At 62.1% G+C, this 18598-nt stretch carries 12 protein-coding genes; 9 read left to right on the top strand and 3 right to left on the bottom strand.

What is annotated here, in order from left to right; translation table 11 throughout:
• Nucleotides 1-217: 217 nt before the first annotated feature.
• Together J4E63_RS14385 and mqo are read left to right on the top strand one after the other, a co-directional pair.
• Nucleotides 218-1423, top strand: a complete 1206-nt coding sequence (locus J4E63_RS14385; RefSeq protein WP_259333782.1) for a DUF1624 domain-containing protein — start codon at nucleotides 218-220, stop codon at nucleotides 1421-1423.
• Between the two features lie 382 nt (nucleotides 1424-1805).
• Entirely contained in the window at nucleotides 1806-3449 is a 1644-nt protein-coding gene (mqo, locus tag J4E63_RS14380) for a malate dehydrogenase (quinone) (RefSeq protein WP_192260472.1), read from the top strand.
• Between the two features lie 237 nt (nucleotides 3450-3686).
• On the opposite strand, the gene J4E63_RS14375 is transcribed toward mqo, so the two are convergent.
• Both J4E63_RS14375 and J4E63_RS14370 read right to left on the bottom strand, forming a co-directional pair.
• Complete coding sequence (locus tag J4E63_RS14375; RefSeq protein WP_060742584.1) at nucleotides 3687-4538, bottom strand: CAP domain-containing protein; 852 nt, start codon at nucleotides 4536-4538, stop codon at nucleotides 3687-3689.
• A 194-nt stretch (nucleotides 4539-4732) separates the two neighbouring features.
• Nucleotides 4733-5506, bottom strand: coding sequence for an L-iditol 2-dehydrogenase (locus J4E63_RS14370; RefSeq protein WP_207282399.1), 774 nt, complete (start codon nucleotides 5504-5506; stop codon nucleotides 4733-4735).
• A gap of 254 nt (nucleotides 5507-5760) precedes the next feature.
• Between J4E63_RS14370 and J4E63_RS14365 the strand changes: the two genes are divergently transcribed.
• Complete coding sequence (locus J4E63_RS14365; protein WP_207282398.1) at nucleotides 5761-6681, top strand: AraC family transcriptional regulator; 921 nt, start codon at nucleotides 5761-5763, stop codon at nucleotides 6679-6681.
• Nucleotides 6682-7426: 745 nt separating this feature from the next.
• Here J4E63_RS14365 and J4E63_RS14360 read toward each other — a convergent pair.
• Nucleotides 7427-9202, bottom strand: coding sequence for a sigma-54-dependent Fis family transcriptional regulator (locus J4E63_RS14360; RefSeq protein ID WP_207282397.1), 1776 nt, complete (start codon nucleotides 9200-9202; stop codon nucleotides 7427-7429).
• 285 nt (nucleotides 9203-9487) lie between these two features.
• On the opposite strand from J4E63_RS14360, the gene J4E63_RS14355 reads away from it, so the two are divergent.
• From J4E63_RS14355 to J4E63_RS14330, 6 genes are all read left to right on the top strand, one after another.
• Nucleotides 9488-10960 (top strand): benzaldehyde dehydrogenase, encoded by a 1473-nt coding sequence (locus tag J4E63_RS14355; RefSeq protein ID WP_092164840.1) that lies wholly within the window; start codon nucleotides 9488-9490, stop codon nucleotides 10958-10960.
• 70 nt (nucleotides 10961-11030) lie between these two features.
• On the top strand, nucleotides 11031-11798 hold the full coding sequence (locus J4E63_RS14350; RefSeq protein WP_207282396.1) for a coniferyl-alcohol dehydrogenase: 768 nt from the start codon (nucleotides 11031-11033) through the stop codon (nucleotides 11796-11798).
• A gap of 91 nt (nucleotides 11799-11889) precedes the next feature.
• Complete coding sequence (locus J4E63_RS14345; protein WP_207282395.1) at nucleotides 11890-13539, top strand: DUF1302 domain-containing protein; 1650 nt, start codon at nucleotides 11890-11892, stop codon at nucleotides 13537-13539.
• A gap of 15 nt (nucleotides 13540-13554) precedes the next feature.
• Nucleotides 13555-14916, top strand: coding sequence for a DUF1329 domain-containing protein (locus J4E63_RS14340; protein ID WP_207282394.1), 1362 nt, complete (start codon nucleotides 13555-13557; stop codon nucleotides 14914-14916).
• 68 nt (nucleotides 14917-14984) lie between these two features.
• Nucleotides 14985-16088, top strand: coding sequence for a YCF48-related protein (locus tag J4E63_RS14335; protein WP_192260463.1), 1104 nt, complete (start codon nucleotides 14985-14987; stop codon nucleotides 16086-16088).
• A gap of 52 nt (nucleotides 16089-16140) precedes the next feature.
• Nucleotides 16141-18561: an RND family transporter gene (locus J4E63_RS14330; RefSeq protein WP_207282393.1), complete on the top strand. Its 2421-nt coding sequence runs from the start codon at nucleotides 16141-16143 to the stop codon at nucleotides 18559-18561.
• Nucleotides 18562-18598: the final 37 nt, after the last annotated feature.

The following is an 18598-nucleotide window of genomic DNA, read 5'->3' as shown; positions in this document are numbered from 1 at the left end:
GCCAACATCGTCGCAAACTGACCCATCGCTATCGCGAGCAAGCTCGCTCCCACATGAGGGGTGGGAGGTCATGAAAATCGCATTCGCTGCCAGCTCTCGTGGGAGCGAGCCTGCCCGGGAAAGCGATTTTATGTTATGTTATGTTATCCGATTTCGTTTGGCAGGAATTCTCATTTCTGCCTTACAGGGACCAACAACCTTCCATCCGAGTAATGCCATGAGCCAATCTCCAAGCATGACGAGCCCGTCCGGCGTCATCGCGCCTGCACTTGCAGCCAGTACCGCCAAAAACCATGTGCGCATGCTCGCCATCGATGCCCTGCGGGGGTTCGTCATGCTGCTGATGCTGGTGGATCATGTTCGCGAGACGTTTCTGTTGCACCGTCAGGTCACCGATCCCATCGATGCGCTGAGCGTGACCCCGGATCTGTATTTCACCCGCCTGCTCAGTACGCTCTGTGCCCCGGTCTTTATCTTCCTCACTGGTTTGTCGGCCTGGCTCTACAGCCAGAAACACAGCGCCGGCCAGACCTCGTTGTTCCTGCTCAAGCGCGGCCTGTTCCTGGTGTTTCTGGAGCTCACCTTCGTGTGTTTCGCCTGGAACGCCGAATTCCCGCCCAAGACCTTGTGGTTGCAAGTGATCTGGTGCATCGGCATCTGCATGATCGTCCTGGCCGCGTTGCTGCACTTCAAGCGCCGTTGGTTGATCGTCCTTGGGGTGGCCATCGTCGCCGGGCACAACCTGCTGGACGGTGTGGTGCTGGGGCCCGATTCTCCGTTTTTCGTGCCGTGGTCGATTCTTCACCAGCGGGCGTTCATCGATATCACCGAGTTCACCCGCGCTCGCACCACGTATCCGGTGCTGCCGTGGATCGGCGTGATCCTGCTGGGATGGGCCATCGGGCCGTGGTTCGGCAAGGACGTCGAGCCCGCCGTGCGTTTGCGCCGGCTGTTCACGATGGGCTTGGGCTTGCTGCTGGTCTTCGTGTTCATCCGGTACCTGAATGTGTACGGCGACAAGCCCTGGGTCCAGACCGGCGACGCGCTGCGCACCTTCATGAGCTTCATGAGCGCGACGAAGTACCCGCCGTCGCTGATGTTCCTGATGCCGACCCTGGGAATAGGGCTGATGTTGCTGGCACTCTTTGAAAAAGCCCAGGAGCGGGGAGCCATTGCGCTGTTGGCGATCTACGGCGGCGCACCGATGTTCTTTTACCTGCTGCACCTTTACGTGCTCAAGGCGCTGTACCTGATTGCAGTTGCCGTCTGGGGTACCAACCAGGGGACCTATTTCGGGTTCGATGATTTGCCTATGGTGTGGTTATGGAGTGTGCTGCTGGGTGTGGCGCTGTTTTTCCCGACACGTTGGTTTGCCGGGTTCAAACAGCGTCGTCGTGATATCGCGATCCTCAAGTACTTCTGACCGGAAGGGCCCTGACCCCACGGAAGGCGCCGATCAGGGCCAGTAAAATGCCGTCATTTGGTCGGCGTTTTTGCCAAGAATGTAAAAATGCGCTTCGGTCTGTTTATTTCCTTATGTAAACTCCCCCCGCTGCGACAATCGGGCACGGCCACGCCAGGCCCGATGAGCACCGTTTACAGCGTCCCTCACCCAGCTGAAGCCAAGACCTACAAGAAGTCAGCGCCGGAGAGACATAAACGAGAGGCCGACGAATCTGCTCGGCCCTGTAGGTCCATCCTCCAGTCCGTCTCGATCCCATCCCCCTGGCTTTGCTGGCTGTGGATGTGGTCTATCCTTGATCAGGACCGGTGGACGGAATGGCGTTCATCCTAGGGATACACACATGTTGAAGAAAACTCACACGGCGCTACTGGGCCTGGCGATGGCGATGGGTCTTGCGACCACGCACGCCGCCGAGCCAAAAAAAGTGGATGTCTTGCTCATCGGTGGGGGCATCATGAGCTCGACACTCGGCGTCTGGCTCAATGAGCTGGAGCCGGGCTGGACCATGGAAATGGTCGAGCGCCTGGACGGTGTTGCCGAAGAGAGCTCCAACGGCTGGAACAATGCCGGTACCGGTCACTCTGCGCTGGCTGAACTGAACTACACGCCGGAAGACAAGAACGGCAAGGTCGATATCTCCAAGGCCATCGAAATCAACGAAGCCTTCCAGATCTCCCGTCAGTTCTGGTCCTGGCAGGTCAAGAACGGTGTGCTGAAGAATCCGCGCTCGTTCATCAACTCCACGCCGCACATGAGCTTTTTGTGGGGCGACGAGAACATCGCGTTCCTGAAGAAGCGCTACGAAGCCCTCCAGGCCAGCCCGTTGTTCGCCGGCATGCAGTATTCCGAAGATCGCGAGCAGATCAGCAAGTGGGTTCCGCTGATGATGCAAGGGCGTGACCCGAGCCAGAAAGTCGCGGCCACCTGGAGTCCCCTGGGTACTGACGTGAACTTCGGCGAAATCACTCGTCAATTCGCGGCTTACCTGCAAACCAAGCCGAACTTCTCCCTCAAGCTGTCCAGCGAAGTGGAAGACATCACCCGCAACGAAGACGGCACCTGGCGCGTTTCGTACAAGAACCTGAAAGACGGTACCGAAACCGAGACCGACGCCAAGTTCGTGTTCATCGGCGCCGGTGGCGGTGCGTTGCACCTGCTGCAGAAGTCCGACATCCCGGAAGCGCGTGAATACGCAGGTTTCCCGGTGGGTGGTTCGTTCCTGGTCACCGAAAACCCGACCGTCGCCCAACTGCACCTGGCGAAGGCGTATGGCAAGGCCTCGGTGGGCGCACCGCCGATGTCGGTTCCACACCTGGACACCCGTGTGCTCGATGGCAAGCGCGTGATCCTGTTTGGCCCGTTCGCAACGTTCTCCACCAAGTTCCTGAAGAACGGTTCGTACTTCGACCTGCTGACCAGCACCACCACCCACAACATGTGGCCGATGACCAAGGTCGGTATCGAACAGTACCCACTGGTCGAATACCTGGCCGGCCAGCTGATGCTGTCGGATGAAGATCGCTTCAACGCCCTGAAAGAGTACTTCCCGGAGGCCAAGCAAGAAGATTGGCGCCTGTGGCAGGCCGGCCAGCGCGTGCAGATCATCAAGCGTGACGAAGAGAAGGGCGGCGTCCTGAAACTCGGCACCGAAGTGGTTGCCTCCCAGGACGGCAGCATCGCCGGCCTGCTGGGTGCTTCGCCTGGTGCCTCGACCGCTGCACCGATCATGCTGACCGTGCTTGAGAAGGTCTTCAAGGACAAGGTCGCCAGCCCGGCCTGGCAGGAAAAACTGCACCAGATCGTGCCGAGCTACGGCACCAAGCTCAACGATAGCCCTGAGCGCGTAGCCCAGGAATGGGCATACACCAGCGAGGTCCTGCAACTGGACCCGCCACCGGCCATCGGCAAGCCAAGCGCCCCTGCGGCACCGGCCAAGCCGGCGGAAGCCCGCGAAGCCAACCCAGCGGCTGACATGGCGCTGTAAGCCGGACACTGTCTGGTGAGGTACAAAAACGCCGCTCATTGAGCGGCGTTTTTTTTTGGCTCGGTTAACCCTGTGGGAGCGAGCTTGCTCGCGATGGCGATGTACCTGAACAGGAAATGTTGAATGTGCCACCGCTAATCGCGAGCAAGCTCGCTCCCACATAGGCCATCATTGATCGAAAATGTTGTATTCGCCGCATCTCTTGTGGGAGCGAGCTTGCTCGCGATGGTGCCGGTACTACTGGGTGCCAAACATCGCCGTCCAATAGATCCCTGCATCGCTTTTCGGATCGGTCGCATACCCGGCGCCCAATTCGCGGAACTGCGGGTTCATCAGGTTGGCGCAGTGTCCCGGGCTGGCCAGCCAGCCGTCCACGACCTTGAGCGCGGTGTCTTGTCCGGCGGCGATGTTCTCGCCGATCAATTGGCCCAGATAGCCGGCCAGTTCGGCGCGGTCGCCCGGCGTGCGGTTGTCGCGGTCCTTGTGGTCGAAGAAATTGTTGTTGGCCATGGCCCGGGTGTGAGTGACGGCGGCCAGGGCCAAGGTAGCGTTCCAGGCCAGCGGCGTAGTGGCGGCGAAGGCTTCGGTGCCGCAGCGACGTGGTTGGGCGCGGGCGCTGTTGATCAGTTTCAGCAGTTTCTGGCCTTCGGCTTGCCAATCACCCAGGCGCGCCGACAACAACGGGCGCGCCAGCACGATGCGCCATTCGCGATCCAGGCGGCTGACGCCGATGTCGACGAACTGCGGGTCGAGCACCACCTGGCAGAAGCTTTCCTGCACCGCTTTCATGGCCGATTGCGCATCGCGCGGCCCGGACAGGCTGATGGCTTGCACGTTGACCATGGGATAGGCCGCCCGCGCCAGCGCCTGTTGCAGGTCGCCGATGCCATTGGCCGACAGGATCAGCCGGGAGTCCATGGCCAGCGGCGGCAACTCCAGCGAGGCCTGGCCGGCACAGCTTTGGGATTGGCTGCGGTAAAGGTTGATGGACTCGACCAGTTGCGTCTCTTCGGTGGCCGTGGCGCTGGTAGCGAACACCAGGCCCAGCGACAGCACGACAAGACCCATGACGGATGAAATGGCACGCATGTAAATCTCCCTTGAGCGGACGGCGCCTATGATGCGCAATTTTTGCCCCGCTGGGGCAACGGTATTCACGCTCTCTTGAAATCCCTTGGAACGGCACCGTTGGGTACCGTTCGGGACAATCCTCAAGTAGTGGGATCAATTTTCAAGCGAATAAGTCCATTTCCGTCGTTTCAAGGCCATAAAAACCCGGATTATTAGCTCATCCAGTTACCGCCATCGACGTTATACGTCTGCGCCACCACGTATTCGCTCTCCGCCGAGGCCAGGAAAATCGCCATTCCGGTGAGGTCCTGCGCAGTGCCCATCCGGCCATAGGGCACCTGCTGCCCGACCTGGCGCTTCTTTTCCCCCAGCGGCAGGTTTTCGTGGCGGGCGAACAGCGCGTCCACGCTATCCCAATGCTCGCCATCCACCACGCCGGGGGCGATGGCGTTGACGTTGATCCGATGCTTGATCAGATCCAGCCCGGCGGACTGGGTCAGGCTGATCACCGCCGCCTTGGTGGCGCAATAGACCGCCACCAGCGCCTCGCCACGCCGGCCGGCCTGGCTGGCCATGTTGATGATCCGCCCGCCATGGCCCTGGCGGATCATCTGCCGCGCCGCCGCCTGCAGTGTGAACAGTGTGCCGGCGACGTTGATGGAAAACAGCCGCTCGTAGCTCTGGCGGGTGATGTCCACGATGGGCGCCAGGTCGAACAGCGCGGCGTTGTTGATCAGGATATCCAGCTTGCCCGCCCGGGCCACCACGGTCGCGGTGGCCTGGTCGATGGAAGCTTGGTCGGTTACGTCCATTTTGACCGCGTAGGCGCTGTCGCCCAGTTCGGCGGCGGTGGCCTGGGCGCGCTCAAGGTCGATATCAGCAATCGCTACCGTGGCGCCTTCTTCGATGTAGGCCTGGGCAAACGCCCTGCCGATACCCCGGGCGGCGCCGGTCACCAGGGCACTTTTTCCTTCCAGTCGTTTCATGGGGCTTGGTCCTTGCTGCAATGGCATCAGAGGGTAATCAGCGTCGCACTCACCAAATGGCGATGGCACGCCGATTACAGCAGTGCCGTTGAAAACCGACAAACCCGCGCAGGATGGTGAGGTGGTACTTTTTTAACTTGTGCCGGTGTCTCCAGACTGGGTTAAAAAAGTATCGGTGGGCGGGCGGGCCGAGGCTGGCGAAGCGTTGCGCACTCGGCGTAAGGTGCCCGCTATAACGATAAAAGAGGCGCGACATGCCTGATCACAGAACGCCCCTGTTCGAGCAGCGACCGGCCGAACTGGAAGTCATCCTGCCCGAGCCCGAACACAGTTTTCGCTGGTACGAGCATGACTACCCGTACCCGCTGGCGCGCTGGAACCATCATCCTGAATTTGAAATCCACTTGATCCGCCAGGGCTGCGGCAAACTGTTGGTGGGCGATTACATTGGCCCGTTTGGCCCAGGCCATGTGGCGATGATCGGTCCGGACTTGCCCCACGATTGGATGGGCGACCTGGCGCCGGAGGAGCACTTGGCCGGGCGCGACGTGGTGTTGCAATTCGACGGCGCCACGCTGCTGGCCTTGCGTCGCACCTTGCCTGAACTGGGGGACCTGCAAGGGCTGTTCGAACGCGCTCGCCGTGGCCTGGCCTTCGGTGGCAATACGGCACAGCAGGCCGCGCACCTACTGGAAGCCATCGGCCCGGCCCAGGGACTGGCGCGATTGACGCTGTTCCTGGAGCTGCTCCACACCCTCAACCAAGCTCCCGGCGACGAGGCCCTGAGCCTGGCGAGCCCTTGCTATGCGCCGACTTTGGATGCGCGCAGTTCCGAGCGCATCCATAAAGCCTTCGAGTACCTGCAAGCCGAACTCACCGGCGACCTGCGCCTGTCGGTGATCGCCCGCCAATTGGGCATGAGCGAGCCGGGCTTCTCGCGGTTCTTCAAGCGCATCACCGGGCACGGTTTCATTGACTTGATGCGCAAGCTGCGGGTCCAGCGCGCCTGCCGTTTGCTGTTGCAGAGTGAGATGCCGGTGACCGACATCTGTTTTGAAGTGGGCTATAACAACCTGTCCAACTTCAACCGGCATTTCCGCATCGAGATGAACCAGACCCCCAGCGAGTATCGACGGGGCGCTTTTGCCCTGCTTGACGGAGCCGCCATCCGGTAACCCCTGTGGGAGCCGAGCTTGCTCGCGATGACGTCAACACAGCCAATATCAATGCCAACTGAGCCACCGCCATCGCGAGCAAGCTCAGCTCCCACAGGGATTGGCGGTGGACGCGGGTGCAAGAAACACCACCGATCCATTGTGGGAGCGAGCTTGCTCGCGATGACGACGGCACATTCAACTTCAATGCAGCCGACCCACCGCCATCGCGAGCAAGCTCAACTCCCACAGGGATTGGCAGTGGACGCGGGTGCAAGAAACACCACGGATCCATTGTGGGAGCGAGCTTGCTCGCGATGACGACGGCACATTCAACTTCAATGCAGCCGACGCACCGCCATCGCGAGCAAGCTCAGCTCCCACAGGGATTGGCGGTGGACGCGGGTGCAAGAAACACCACGGATCCATTGTGGGAGCGAGCTTGCTCGCGATGACGACGGCACATTCAACTTCAATGCAGCCGACCCACCGCCATCGCGAGCAAGCTCAGCTCCCACAGGGATTGGCGGTGGACGCGGGTGCAAGAAACACCACCGATCCATTGTGGGGGCGAGCTTGCTCGCGATGACGTCAACACAGCCAATATCAATGTCAACTGACTCACCGCCATCGCGAGCAAGCTCGCTCCCACAGGTAATGTTGTTTATTTAAGGCCAGCGACACACCCGTGGCGAGGGAGCTTGCTCCCGCTGGGTCGCGAAGCGACCCCATGACCTGCCTTGGCAGCATCTCCCAGGTTCGGTGTTTAGCCTGGGACACCTTTTTGATGCTTCTTCAAGCGATACGCGAACTGCGCCCGGCTCAGCCCCAGCGAACGTGCGGCCGCCGCGAGGTTGCCGCTGCTCAGTTGCAGGGCTTCGTTGATCAGGCGTGATTCCAGGCCGTCAATGGAGAAGTCCGCGTCCAGTTGGCTGAGGGACTGGAGCAGCGCCGGTTTTTCCGCGGCATCGTTGGCGGCCAGGCCCATCGGCGAGAGGCCGCCGAGGTGGTCCACCGAGTAGGCGTCCACCGGCAATTGCTCATTGCGAAACAGGTGGACCAGGTCAATGGCCTGGCCTTCTTCGCTGGCGATCAGGCCCCGTTCGATGAGGTTCTGCAATTCCCGCACGTTGCCCGGAAAGTCATAGCGCAACAGTACCTTCAAGGCGCGCATGGTCAGGCCCATCGACGTGCGGCCGTATTCCTGGCAAAAGCGCGTGAGAAAGGCGTTGATCAGCAACGGTATGTCATCGCGGCGCTCGCGCAAGGGCGGCAGGGCGATGGGGTAGACGTTGAGCCGATAGAACAGGTCTTCACGGAACGCGCCGTCCGCTACGGCCTTGCGCAGATCGACGTTGGTGGCCGCCACGACTCGCACGTCGACCTTGATGCCGTGGCCGCCGCCGACCCGTTCGATTTCCCGCTCCTGCAAGGCACGCAGCAACTTGCTTTGCCCGGCCAGGCTCAGGCAGGTGATCTCATCCAGGAACAACGTGCCAGCGTGGGCGCGCTCGAAACGGCCGGGACGTGAATGAGTGGCGCCGGTGTAGGCTCCGCGCTCGACGCCGAACAGTTCAGCCTCGATCAGATTGTCGGGGATGGCCGCGCAGTTGAGGGCAATGAACGGGCCATCACGGCGGCGACTCAGTTGGTGCAACTGACGGGCGAACATCTCCTTGCCCACGCCGGATTCGCCGCTGACCAACACGGTGGCAGGGGTCAAGGCCACCCGTTGCAAAGCCTGGGTCGCGGCGTTGAAGGCGGCGCTGGCACCGATCAGTGGCTGCTCGCTGTCCGGCAACGGGACGGTTCCGGCCACGCTGTCGGACTGAGTGTCGGCGCGGGCACCGACGGTCGGCGGCGAGGCGTTGAGGTAATTCAGGTCCTGCTCGATGTCACCCCATTGTTCAGCGGTCTTGCCGACGACTCGGCAGCGTTCGTGGCCCATGCCCCGGCATTCCACTTCGCGAAACACCACCAGTTGCCCGAACAGCCCGCTGACGAAACCGATGGCGTAGCCCAGTTCGGTCCAGCACACCGGATCCTGCCCGGTGCCATAGGCGGCGACATGCTCGTCGGCCTCGCAGGAGTGATGCCAGAGAAATTCCCCCTCATAGAACCCCGAGTCGGCGTCGAACTTGAAATGCAGCGGCTCGACCTTGGTCATGCCTTCGAGGGTGTGCAGATGCGTGCCGGCGCGAAACACCGCCGCGGCATCGGCGTGGGGCCAGCGTTCGCGAATCAGCCGGGCGTCGCGGGCGCCGGAGGAATAACCGGTGCGGGTGAGCATGCCTCGGGCCTGCTCCAGCCCCTGGCGTTCGATGATTTCCCGGCGCAACGCACCGAAGGAGGAACTGTGCAGCAGCAACATGCGCTGGTCGTTGAGCCAGATACGGCCATCGTCGGGGGAGAAAAACAGGCAGGCGGTGAGTTCTGCCGGCGTGGGCGAACTGCTGTCGCTCAACTCGTTGCTATCACCCCGTGGATGGAAATGCTCGGTGGCGATCCGATGATCCGGCAACTGGCAGTGGGGATTATTCATTGTTATGCCCCTGATGACGGGGTGATCGAAATGATCACCTGGCGAGATAGTTATTAAGCATAACTTTATCAAATGAACAAGTGGCAGATGGCCAACGGCCAGATCGACAGAGGTGCCCTGTGCGTCATGCCTGGCGAAGAACCTTGAGCCAGAGCCTTGCGCCAGGTTTATCAAGAGCCGCGGGCAAAACCGGCACAGCGCTTGCTCAAGCACTTGCACGGCGTTTGCGTCGATACCTTCCAGGTGCGGCAAACGATGACAACAACAAAGAGCCGGGAGTGTTAAATGTCTGCACCCAAAAGCCACCTGCTGTCCCAGGTGATCGAATCGGAATGCGTCTTCAACGGTGACTGGGTGCCTGCCTCGGGCCCGCTGCAATCGATCATCGAGCCGGCCACCGGTGAACGGCTGATGCGCTGTGCCATGGCCGACACCGCCGACATTGCCAAGGCCAGTCGCGAGGCTGCCCTGGCGCAGCCGGCGTGGGCGGCGCTGGGCCCGCGGCAACGGGCGGCGATCTTCCGCAAGGCCGCCGACGTGGCCGAGCAGTCCTTCGACGAGCTGGCGCTGTACGTGGCCCGGGAGACCGGTGCCGCACTGTTCAAGGGCCAGCACGAAATGCGTGAAGCCATCGTGCTGTTGCATCAGGCCGCCGGTCTGCTGTCCCAGGCCCATGGGGTGGTCCTGCCCAGCGAGGCAGGGCGCCTGTCCTATGCGCGGCGCCAGCCCCATGGCGTGGTCGGGGTGATTTCGCCCTTCAACTTTCCCCTGGTGCTGTCCATGCGCTCCGTCGCGCCGGCTTTGGCGGCGGGCAACGCGGTGGTGCTCAAGCCGGATCCACAGACCCCGGTGAGTGGCGGTTTCCTCATCGCCCGGTTGTTCGAAGTGGCAGGCCTGCCCAAGGGCTTGCTGCAAGTGCTGCCCGGCGCGGCGGATGCCGGGGAAGCGCTGTGCCGCGATCCTAATGTGCGCATGATCGCCTTCACCGGTTCCACCGGCGCCGGTCGCAAGGTCGCTGAAGTGGCCGGGCGCAACCTGAAGAAGGTTGCCCTGGAGTTGGGCGGCAAGAACCCACTGATCATTCTCGAAGACGCCGACCTCGACCTCGCGGCCCGGAACGCGGCCTGGGGCGCCTGGCTGCACCAAGGGCAGATTTGCATGGCCACCGGATTGATTCTCGCCCATGAGTCCATCGCCGCCGAGCTGACCCGCAAACTGGTGGAAAAGGCCCAGGCCATGACCCTCGGCAACGCCGCTCGGGAAGAAGCCGCCATGGGGCCACTGATCAATCAGCGGCAGTTGCAACGGGTGCACGACATCGTCAGCGACACCGTGCTCGCCGGGGCCCGACTGGAGGCCGGCGGCGATCACGATCGGCTGTTCTACCAGGCCACGGTGCTCAGCGGTGTGAAGCCGGGCATGCGCGCTTTCGACGAGGAGGTCTTCGGGCCGGTGGCAACGGTGGTCAGCTTCGCCACCGATGACGAAGCCATCGAATTGGCCAATCGCACCGAATACGGTTTGGCGGCGGCGATCATTTCTCCGTCCGTGGGCCGGGCCATGGCCATCGGTGAGCGGTTGCAGTGCGGCATGTTGCACATCAATGATCAGACCGTCGCCGATGAATGCGTCAACCCGTTCGGCGGGCGCGGCGCCTCGGGCAATGGCGGCAGCGTCGGTGGCCCGGCGGATTGGGATGAATACACCCAATGGCAGTGGGTGACGGTCAAGGATACGGCGCCGATCTACCCGTTCTGAGAGGCCGGTCTTTACGGGCCCGATGAGCTGAGGGCCCTGCGGGTACACAAAAATAATAAGAGGACTCAACATGAAACTCGACAACAAGATTGTGCTGGTAACCGGTGTCTCGTCGGGTATCGGTGCTGCCACAGCGAGCCTGCTGCGTGCTCACGGCGCCCAGGTGATTGGCGTGGACCTCAAGGCGCCGCACATGACCCTGGACGGTTTTGTACAGGGCGACTTGAGCAGCGCCGAGAACATCGAACGCTTGCTGCCACAACTGCCCGCACGGCTCGACAGCCTGTGCAACATCGCCGGTGTGCCGGGCACTGCCAACCCGCGACTGCTGGCGCGGGTCAACTACCTTGGGCTGCGCCACTTGAGCCGTGCGCTGCTGCCGCGCATCAACGCTGGCGGCAGCATCGTCAATATCGCCTCGATCCTCGGTGCCGAGTGGCCGTTACGCCTGGAACAGCACAAGGCGCTGGCGCGCATCGAAGACTTTGCCGCCGCACAAGCCTGGCTGGCCGACCACCCGGTGCCGGACCAGACCTGCTACCAGTACTTCAAGGAAGCCTTGATCGTCTGGAACTACCTGCAGGCCCAACCCTGGTTCCTCGAGCATTCGGTGCGCATGAACAGTGTCGCGCCAGGCCCGGTTTTCACGCCCATCCTCGACGACTTCGTGAGCATGCTCGGTGAGGCCCGGACCCAGGCCGATGCCCATCGCATGAAACGTCCCGCTTATGCCGATGAGGTGGCGGCGGTGATCGCTTTCCTGTGTGCCGACGAGTCGCGCTGGATCAACGGCGTCAACCTGCCGGTCGATGGTGGATTGGCCTCCACCTACATCTGAAATGCGCACCCGCGTAGAGCGGCGCCAGCCGCGACCTGAGCGTGTTGGCTGCCAAAGCCATGCCCAAAAATAACAATAATGAGAAGCGTCCATGGATAACTTCAAAGATAGCTTTCGTTTCAAACACTGCGCCTTGTTCCTGGCGTTGTGCAGCACCGGCGTGATGGTCGATCGGGTCGAGGCCATGCAAATGGACCTGGGTGATTCCGATTGGAAACTGCGCTGGGACAACACCATCAAGTACAGCCAGGCCTGGCGCCTGCAGGGGCAGGACAGCCGCCTGACCAACGCCTCGACCGCCAACGGCCTGTACCCTTCGATCCAGAGCCAGGGCGATAAGAATTTCAGTCGCGGCCTGGTCTCCAATCGCCTGGACCTGTTCTCCGAAATGGACCTCAGCCGGAAGAATTATGGGCTGCGGGTGAGCGGCGCGGCCTGGTACGACGACATCTACAACAAGGACACCGACAGCAGCGAGCAGCCCCACTTCCTCAGCGAAACCCGCAAGCTCCACGGCCGTGACGCGGAAATTCTCGACGCCTTTGTGTTTCTGCGCGGCGACCTTGGCGAAGACTCCCAGGGCGTGGTGCGCGTAGGCCGGCACAGCCTCATCTACGGTGAAAGTCTGTTCTACGGCGGCAACGGCATCGCCAATGCGCAGGGACCGAGCGATGTGGTCAAGTTGCTCAGCGTGCCGGGGACCCAGTTCAAGGAGATCCTGCGTCCGGTCAATCAGATTTCCGGGCAGTTGCAGATCAATCCGCAGTTGTCGGTGGGGGCTTACTATCAGTTCGAGTGGGAGCGCTCCAACGTCCCCGGTGCCGGCAGCTACCTGAGTGATGTCGATGCCATTGGCTACGGTAGTGGTCCGTTGCGCGAAGTGTTTGGCAACGACACCGTCAATGCCGGTGACTTGAAGCCGCGCAATTCGGGGCAGGGCGGTATGCAGATCCGCTACAAGCCTGATGGGACCGAACTGGAGCTGGGTTTCTACGCCGCGCAGTACCACGACAAAGCCCCGAGTGGCCTGTACGCCTACCTCGACGGCGCCGCCTCGGCGGCCACTGGCTTGCCGATCCTGGGCTCCTATCGCCAGGTCTACGCCGAAGACATCAAGACCGCCGGCGTCAGTTTCTCCACTGCCCACGGGCCGTTCAACTTCGCCGGTGAAACCTCCGTGCGCTGGAACGCACCGCTGGTCAGCAATCTGCAAGTGGTCGCGCCAGGCCTGGACGTCGATGGCGGTAACGATGAGCTGTTTGCCCGAGGCAAGACCGCCCACGCCAACCTGTCGGCGATTTACCTGTTGTCGCCCACCTCGTTCTGGGACGGTGGTTCCGCGCTGGCCGAACTGGCCTGGAACCGTACCTTGAGCGTGACCAAGAACGCGGCGGCCCTGGACTCCAACACCACCCGCGATGCCACGGCGTTGCGGGTACTGCTGGAACCGGCGTACTTCCAGGTGATCGACGGCATCGACCTGACCGTGCCGATTGGCATGGGCGTGGTACTCGATGGGCGTTCATCGGCCGTCAGCAAGGCAGGCTTCGGCAACACCCACTCCGGTGACTGGAGCGTCGGGCTCAAGGCGACCTACTTGCAGCGTTGGGACGTCGGCCTGAACTACGTGAACTTCTTCGGCGCGCCGAAAGCCGGGCTACGCGAGGACGGCAATTTCAGTTACGGACAGTCGCTGGCCGACCGCGACTTCGTCTCGCTCTACGTGAAAACCTCATTCTAATAAGGTGGATTCGCCATGCAGAACAACACATTGCTCAACACCTGCCTCCTGACACTGGCCCTGGCCGGCGTGAGCCTGGCCCAGGCGGCGGTGTCGCCTGAACAGGTGGCACGCTTGAAGTCTGAGCTCACGCCCCTCGGCGCCGAGCGCGCCGGTAACGCCGATGGCAGTATCCCGGTCTGGGACGGTGGCTACACCAAGGTCGTTGCCGGCTACAAACCAGGCGATAAACGTTCCGATCCGTTTGCCGGCGACAAGCCGCTGTACTCGATCAAGGCTTCCAACATGGAGCAGTACGCCGGCCAACTGGCGGAAGGCACCAAGCTTCTGTTGAAGAAATACCCGGACTACCGGCTGGATGTGTACCCCACTCATCGCTCGGCGGCGGCGCCGCAATGGGTGTATGACAACACCGCCAAGAATGCCGGCCGCGCCACGCTGGATGTCGAGACCGAGAAAGTCAGCGGTGCCTTCGGCGGTATTCCGTTCCCGATCCCGGACAACGGCGCGCAAGTGTTGTGGAACTATCGCTTGTCCTGGCAGGGGGCCGAGACCATCAGTGCCCCGTTCGATACGTGGCTGATGACCGCCGGTGGCAAGAAAGTCCAGGCCACCCGTGCCCTGTTCACTTATCAGTTTCCCTACTATTCCGAGAACGGCAGCCCGGAACACTTCGCTGGCAAGTACCAGGTCGGCAAGTTGCTGACCGAGCTGCCATCCTCCAAGGCCGGTGAAGGCCTGATGACTCATTGGGACCTGGACCCGGGCAACCGTGCGGCCTGGCAGTACCTGGTCGGCCAGCGCCGAGTGCGTCGGGCGCCGAACATCGCCTATGACACGCCGGACTTCGTCACCTCTGGCGTCGGTCTGTTCGACGAAGCGTTCATGCTGTTCGGCCCCACCGACCGCTACGACCTGAAGCTGGCGGGCAAGAAAGAACTGATCGTTCCCTACAACAATAATCGCGCCGGCCTGGTCAAGAGCGACGAGTTGGTCAAGCCGAACTTCCTCAACCCTGACCTGGTGCGCTGGGAGAAGCATCGGGTCTGGGTGGTCGAGGCCACGCTCAAATCCGGCAAGCGTCATGTGGTGCCGCGTCGGACCTATTACATTGACGAGGATTCCTGGCAGATCCTGTTGGTCGACGGCTATGACGCCCAGGGCAAACTGGGACGGCAGATGTATTCGCTGACGCTGTTGGCACCGGACATGCCGGTCCTCACCTCACAGGTCATGTGGGGCAGCTACAACCTCGATACCGGCGCCTATTTCCTCAACTCGTCGAGCAACGACCTGGCGGTCCAGTACCAGAAGATCGCCACGCCTTCGGCGTCCTTCTACACCCCGGATGCCATGGCGAACGAAAACATGCGTTGAACCCTGGAGCACCGCGGCGAGTGAGAGGCTCGTCGCGGATGCTGGCGATTTTCGAAGTGGGATAAGACATGAACGTTGAACAATGCTTTGCGAGTTTTGCCCGGCGCTGGGGAGCCTGTGTCCTGGCGTCGTGCCTGTTGGCCAATAGTGCCATCGCGGCACCGGCCACGACGTTCGCCGCGCTCCAGCAATCGGCGTTACCGACGGCCAAGGCACCGCGTGCGGTGTTGCTCGGCTTGACCCGGGCCGGGGAGCGTCTGGTGGCGGTCGGTGAGCGCGGCATTGTGTTGCTCTCGGACGATTCCGGAACGACCTGGCGCCAGGCCCGCGTGCCGGTCAGTGTCAGCCTGACGGCGGTGCAATTCGTCGATGCCGAGCAGGGTTGGGCGGTGGGCCACCTGGGGGTGGTGTTGCACAGCGAGGACGGCGGGGAAACCTGGCACAAACAACTCGACGGGCAAATGGCCGCCGCGCTGGCGGTCCGCGCCGCGCAGCGGGACGCCGGGCAACCCGACGGCGCCGACCACCTGCGCAAGGCGCAGCTTTTACTGAGCGATGGACCGGACAAGCCATTTCTCGACCTGTACTTCAGTGATCGGCTGCACGGCTACATTGTCGGCGCCTACAACCAGATCTATCGCACCGAGGACGGTGGCAAGAGCTGGCAACCGTGGATGCAGCACGTGGACAACCCACAGGGCCTGAATCTGTATGGCATCCGCGCCTTGGGCCAGGACTTGCTGATCGTGGGGGAACGGGGCCTGTTGCTGCGCTCCCGCGATGCGGGGCAATCCTTCCAGGCCTTGAAATCACCTTATGAAGGCAGTTTCTTCGGTCTGCTCGGCACCCGCGGCGGCGCCTGGGTGACCTATGGTTTGCGCGGCAACGCCTGGTGGTCCGATGACCGTGGCGACAGTTGGCGGCGTCTCGACACCGGCATCGAATCGACACTGGCGAGCGCCGTCGAACTGCGCGACGGCAGCCTGCTGATGGCCAGCCAGAACGGTGAGCTTCTGTTCAGCCATGACCAGGGCCGCAGCTTCGACAAACGCCAGAGCCGCGCTGGCGGGACGATTGCCGCCGTGCAACAGACCGTTGAGGGCAGCCTGGCCAGCGTCGGCTTGAGCGGCGTGGCCGCTGATCAGGATCCACGGATATCCGGCAAACCTTGAAATTTCACGGTGTAGCACTATCGGGCCACGGCCTGTGCAGCAGGAGTCAGACTTGAAAGACGATAAAACTCAAACCGTGATCGGCCGCCTGGCAGACTTCGACCAGGCTTCAGGCAATGTCGCCGAGCGGGCGATCTTCAACCATCGACCGCTGGTGATCCTGCTGTGTCTGCTGGTGACCTTGGTGCTTGGTTGGCAAGCCACGCGCATCGGCATCAACGCCAGTTATGAGAAGACCATTCCCACCGGGCATCCCTACGTCGCCAATTTCCTCGAGAATCGCAGTGAGTTGAGCGGCCTGGGCAACTCGTTGCGCATCGCCGTGGAGGTCAAGCAGGGGAGCATTTTCACCAAGGATTACCTCGACACCCTGGCCAAGCTCAACGACGAGCTCTACCTACTGCCGGGGGTTGACCGACCCTACATGAAATCGTTATGGACCCCGACCACGCGCTGGACCGCCGTGACCGAAGAAGGGCTCGACGGCGGCACGGTGATCCCCGACGACTACGACGGTTCCGCGGCCAGCCTCGAGCAGGTGCGCACCAACGTTGCCCGCTCCGGTGAAGTCGGCCAGTTGGTGGCGGGCAACTTCATGTCCAGCGTGATTTTCGTGCCCTTGCTGGAAATCAATCCGCAGACCGGCAAGGCCTTGGACTACGGTGATTTTTCCCGGCAACTCGAAGCCTTGCGCGACAAGTACCAGACCGATGAGCTGCGGATTCACATCACCGGTTTCACCAAGATCGTCGGCGACCTCATCGAGGGGCTGACCCAGGTACTGCTGTTCTTCGTGGTGGCGGTATTGGTGACCGTGGTGGTGCTCTACGGTTACACCCGCTGCGTGCGCAGTACCCTGGTGGTGGTCACCTGTTCGCTGGTGGCGGTGCTGTGGCAGTTGGGGCTGCTCGCCATCCTCGGTTACGAACTGGACCCTTATTCGGCGCTGGTGCCGTTTCTGGTGTTCGCCATCGGCATGAGCCATGGCGCGCAAAAGATGAACGGCATCATGCAGGACGTCGGTCGTGGCACCCACCGGGTGGTGGCCGCGCGGTACACCTTCCGCCGCTTGTTCGCCGCGGGCATGACCGCATTGCTTTGCGATGCGGTGGGGTTCGCCGTGCTGCTGCTGATCAATATCCGCGTCATCCAGGACTTGGCGGTCACCGCCAGCCTCGGCGTGGCGGTGCTGATTTTCACCAACCTGATCCTGCTGCCGATCCTGCTCAGCTACATCGGTGTCAGCCCGGCGGCGGCACAACGCAGCCTGCGTGCGGAAACCGCCGAGTTGCAGGCCCGCACCAAGCATCCCTTGTGGCGTTTTCTCGATCTGTTCACCCAACGGCGCTGGGCTATCGGTGCCATGGTCGGTGGGCTGTTGCTGGCCGCGTTCGGTTTTGCCGTGAGCCTGCATCTGAAGATCGGCGATCTGGATCCCGGCGCTCCGGAGTTGCGGTCTGATTCGCGCTACAACCGCGATGCATTGTTCATGACGCGCAACTATGCGGCCAGTTCGGACATCTTCGTGGTGATGATCAAGACCCCGGAAGACCAATGCACCCGCTACGCCAGCCTGTCGGCGGTGGACGCGCTGGCCTGGCGCCTGGAGCAACTGCCGGGCGTGGAGTCGACCACCTCCATGGCGGCGCTGAGCAAGATGGCCACGGTCGGTTACAACGAGGGCAGCTTCAAATGGTTCGAGCTGATCCCCAATGACGGCGCGTTGGGCGCGGTACAAACCCGCGCGCCGCGGGAGCTGTTCAATCAGGGTTGCTCGATGTTGTCGCTGTACGTCTATCTGGCCGACCACAAGGCCGATACCCTGAACCGGGTGGTGGAGGCCAGTGAGCAGTTCATCGCCGAACACCAGGTTCCGGGAGTCAAGTTCATGCTGGCCGCCGGCAGCGCCGGAATCGAGGCCGCGACGAACATCGTGGTGAAGAAATCCATGCGTGAAATGCTGTTCTGGGTGTATGGCGCGGTCAGCTTGTTGTGCCTGGTGACCTTCCGCAGCTGGCGCGCCACCCTCTGTGCGGTGCTGCCGCTGATGCTCACCTCGATTCTTTGCGAGGCGCTGATGGTCGCACTGGGCATGGGGGTAAAAGTCGCGACCCTGCCGGTGATTGCCCTCGGGGTGGGCATCGGCATCGACTACGCCCTGTATGTCTTGAGCGTGATCCTGGCGCGCATGCGCGCCGGCGATACCTTGGCCCAGGCCTATTATCAATCGCTGTTGTTCACCGGCAAGGTGGTCTTGCTGACCGGCATGACGCTGGCGGTGGCGGTCTCGACCTGGGCCTTTTCGCCGATCAAGTTCCAGGCTGACATGGGGATTCTGCTGGCCTTCATGTTCCTGGTGAACATGCTTGGGGCCTTGATCTTGTTGCCCGCCCTGGCCTGGTGGCTGCTGCCGCAGAAGGTCTTCGTAAAAAAGCCTGAGTCGAGTCGGCAGGCGGGGTGGGTGAGGGGCTGAGGGCGCTCTGGGATGGGGACGCATATCCGTTACCTGA

The sequence above is a fragment of the Pseudomonas sp. FW300-N2F2 genome, from assembly GCF_017351655.1.
Classification (GTDB): Bacteria; Pseudomonadota; Gammaproteobacteria; order Pseudomonadales; family Pseudomonadaceae; genus Aquipseudomonas; species Aquipseudomonas fluorescens_AA.
The sequence above is the reverse complement of the archived record's forward strand: the minus strand, read 5'-3'. Positions and strand labels throughout refer to the sequence as shown.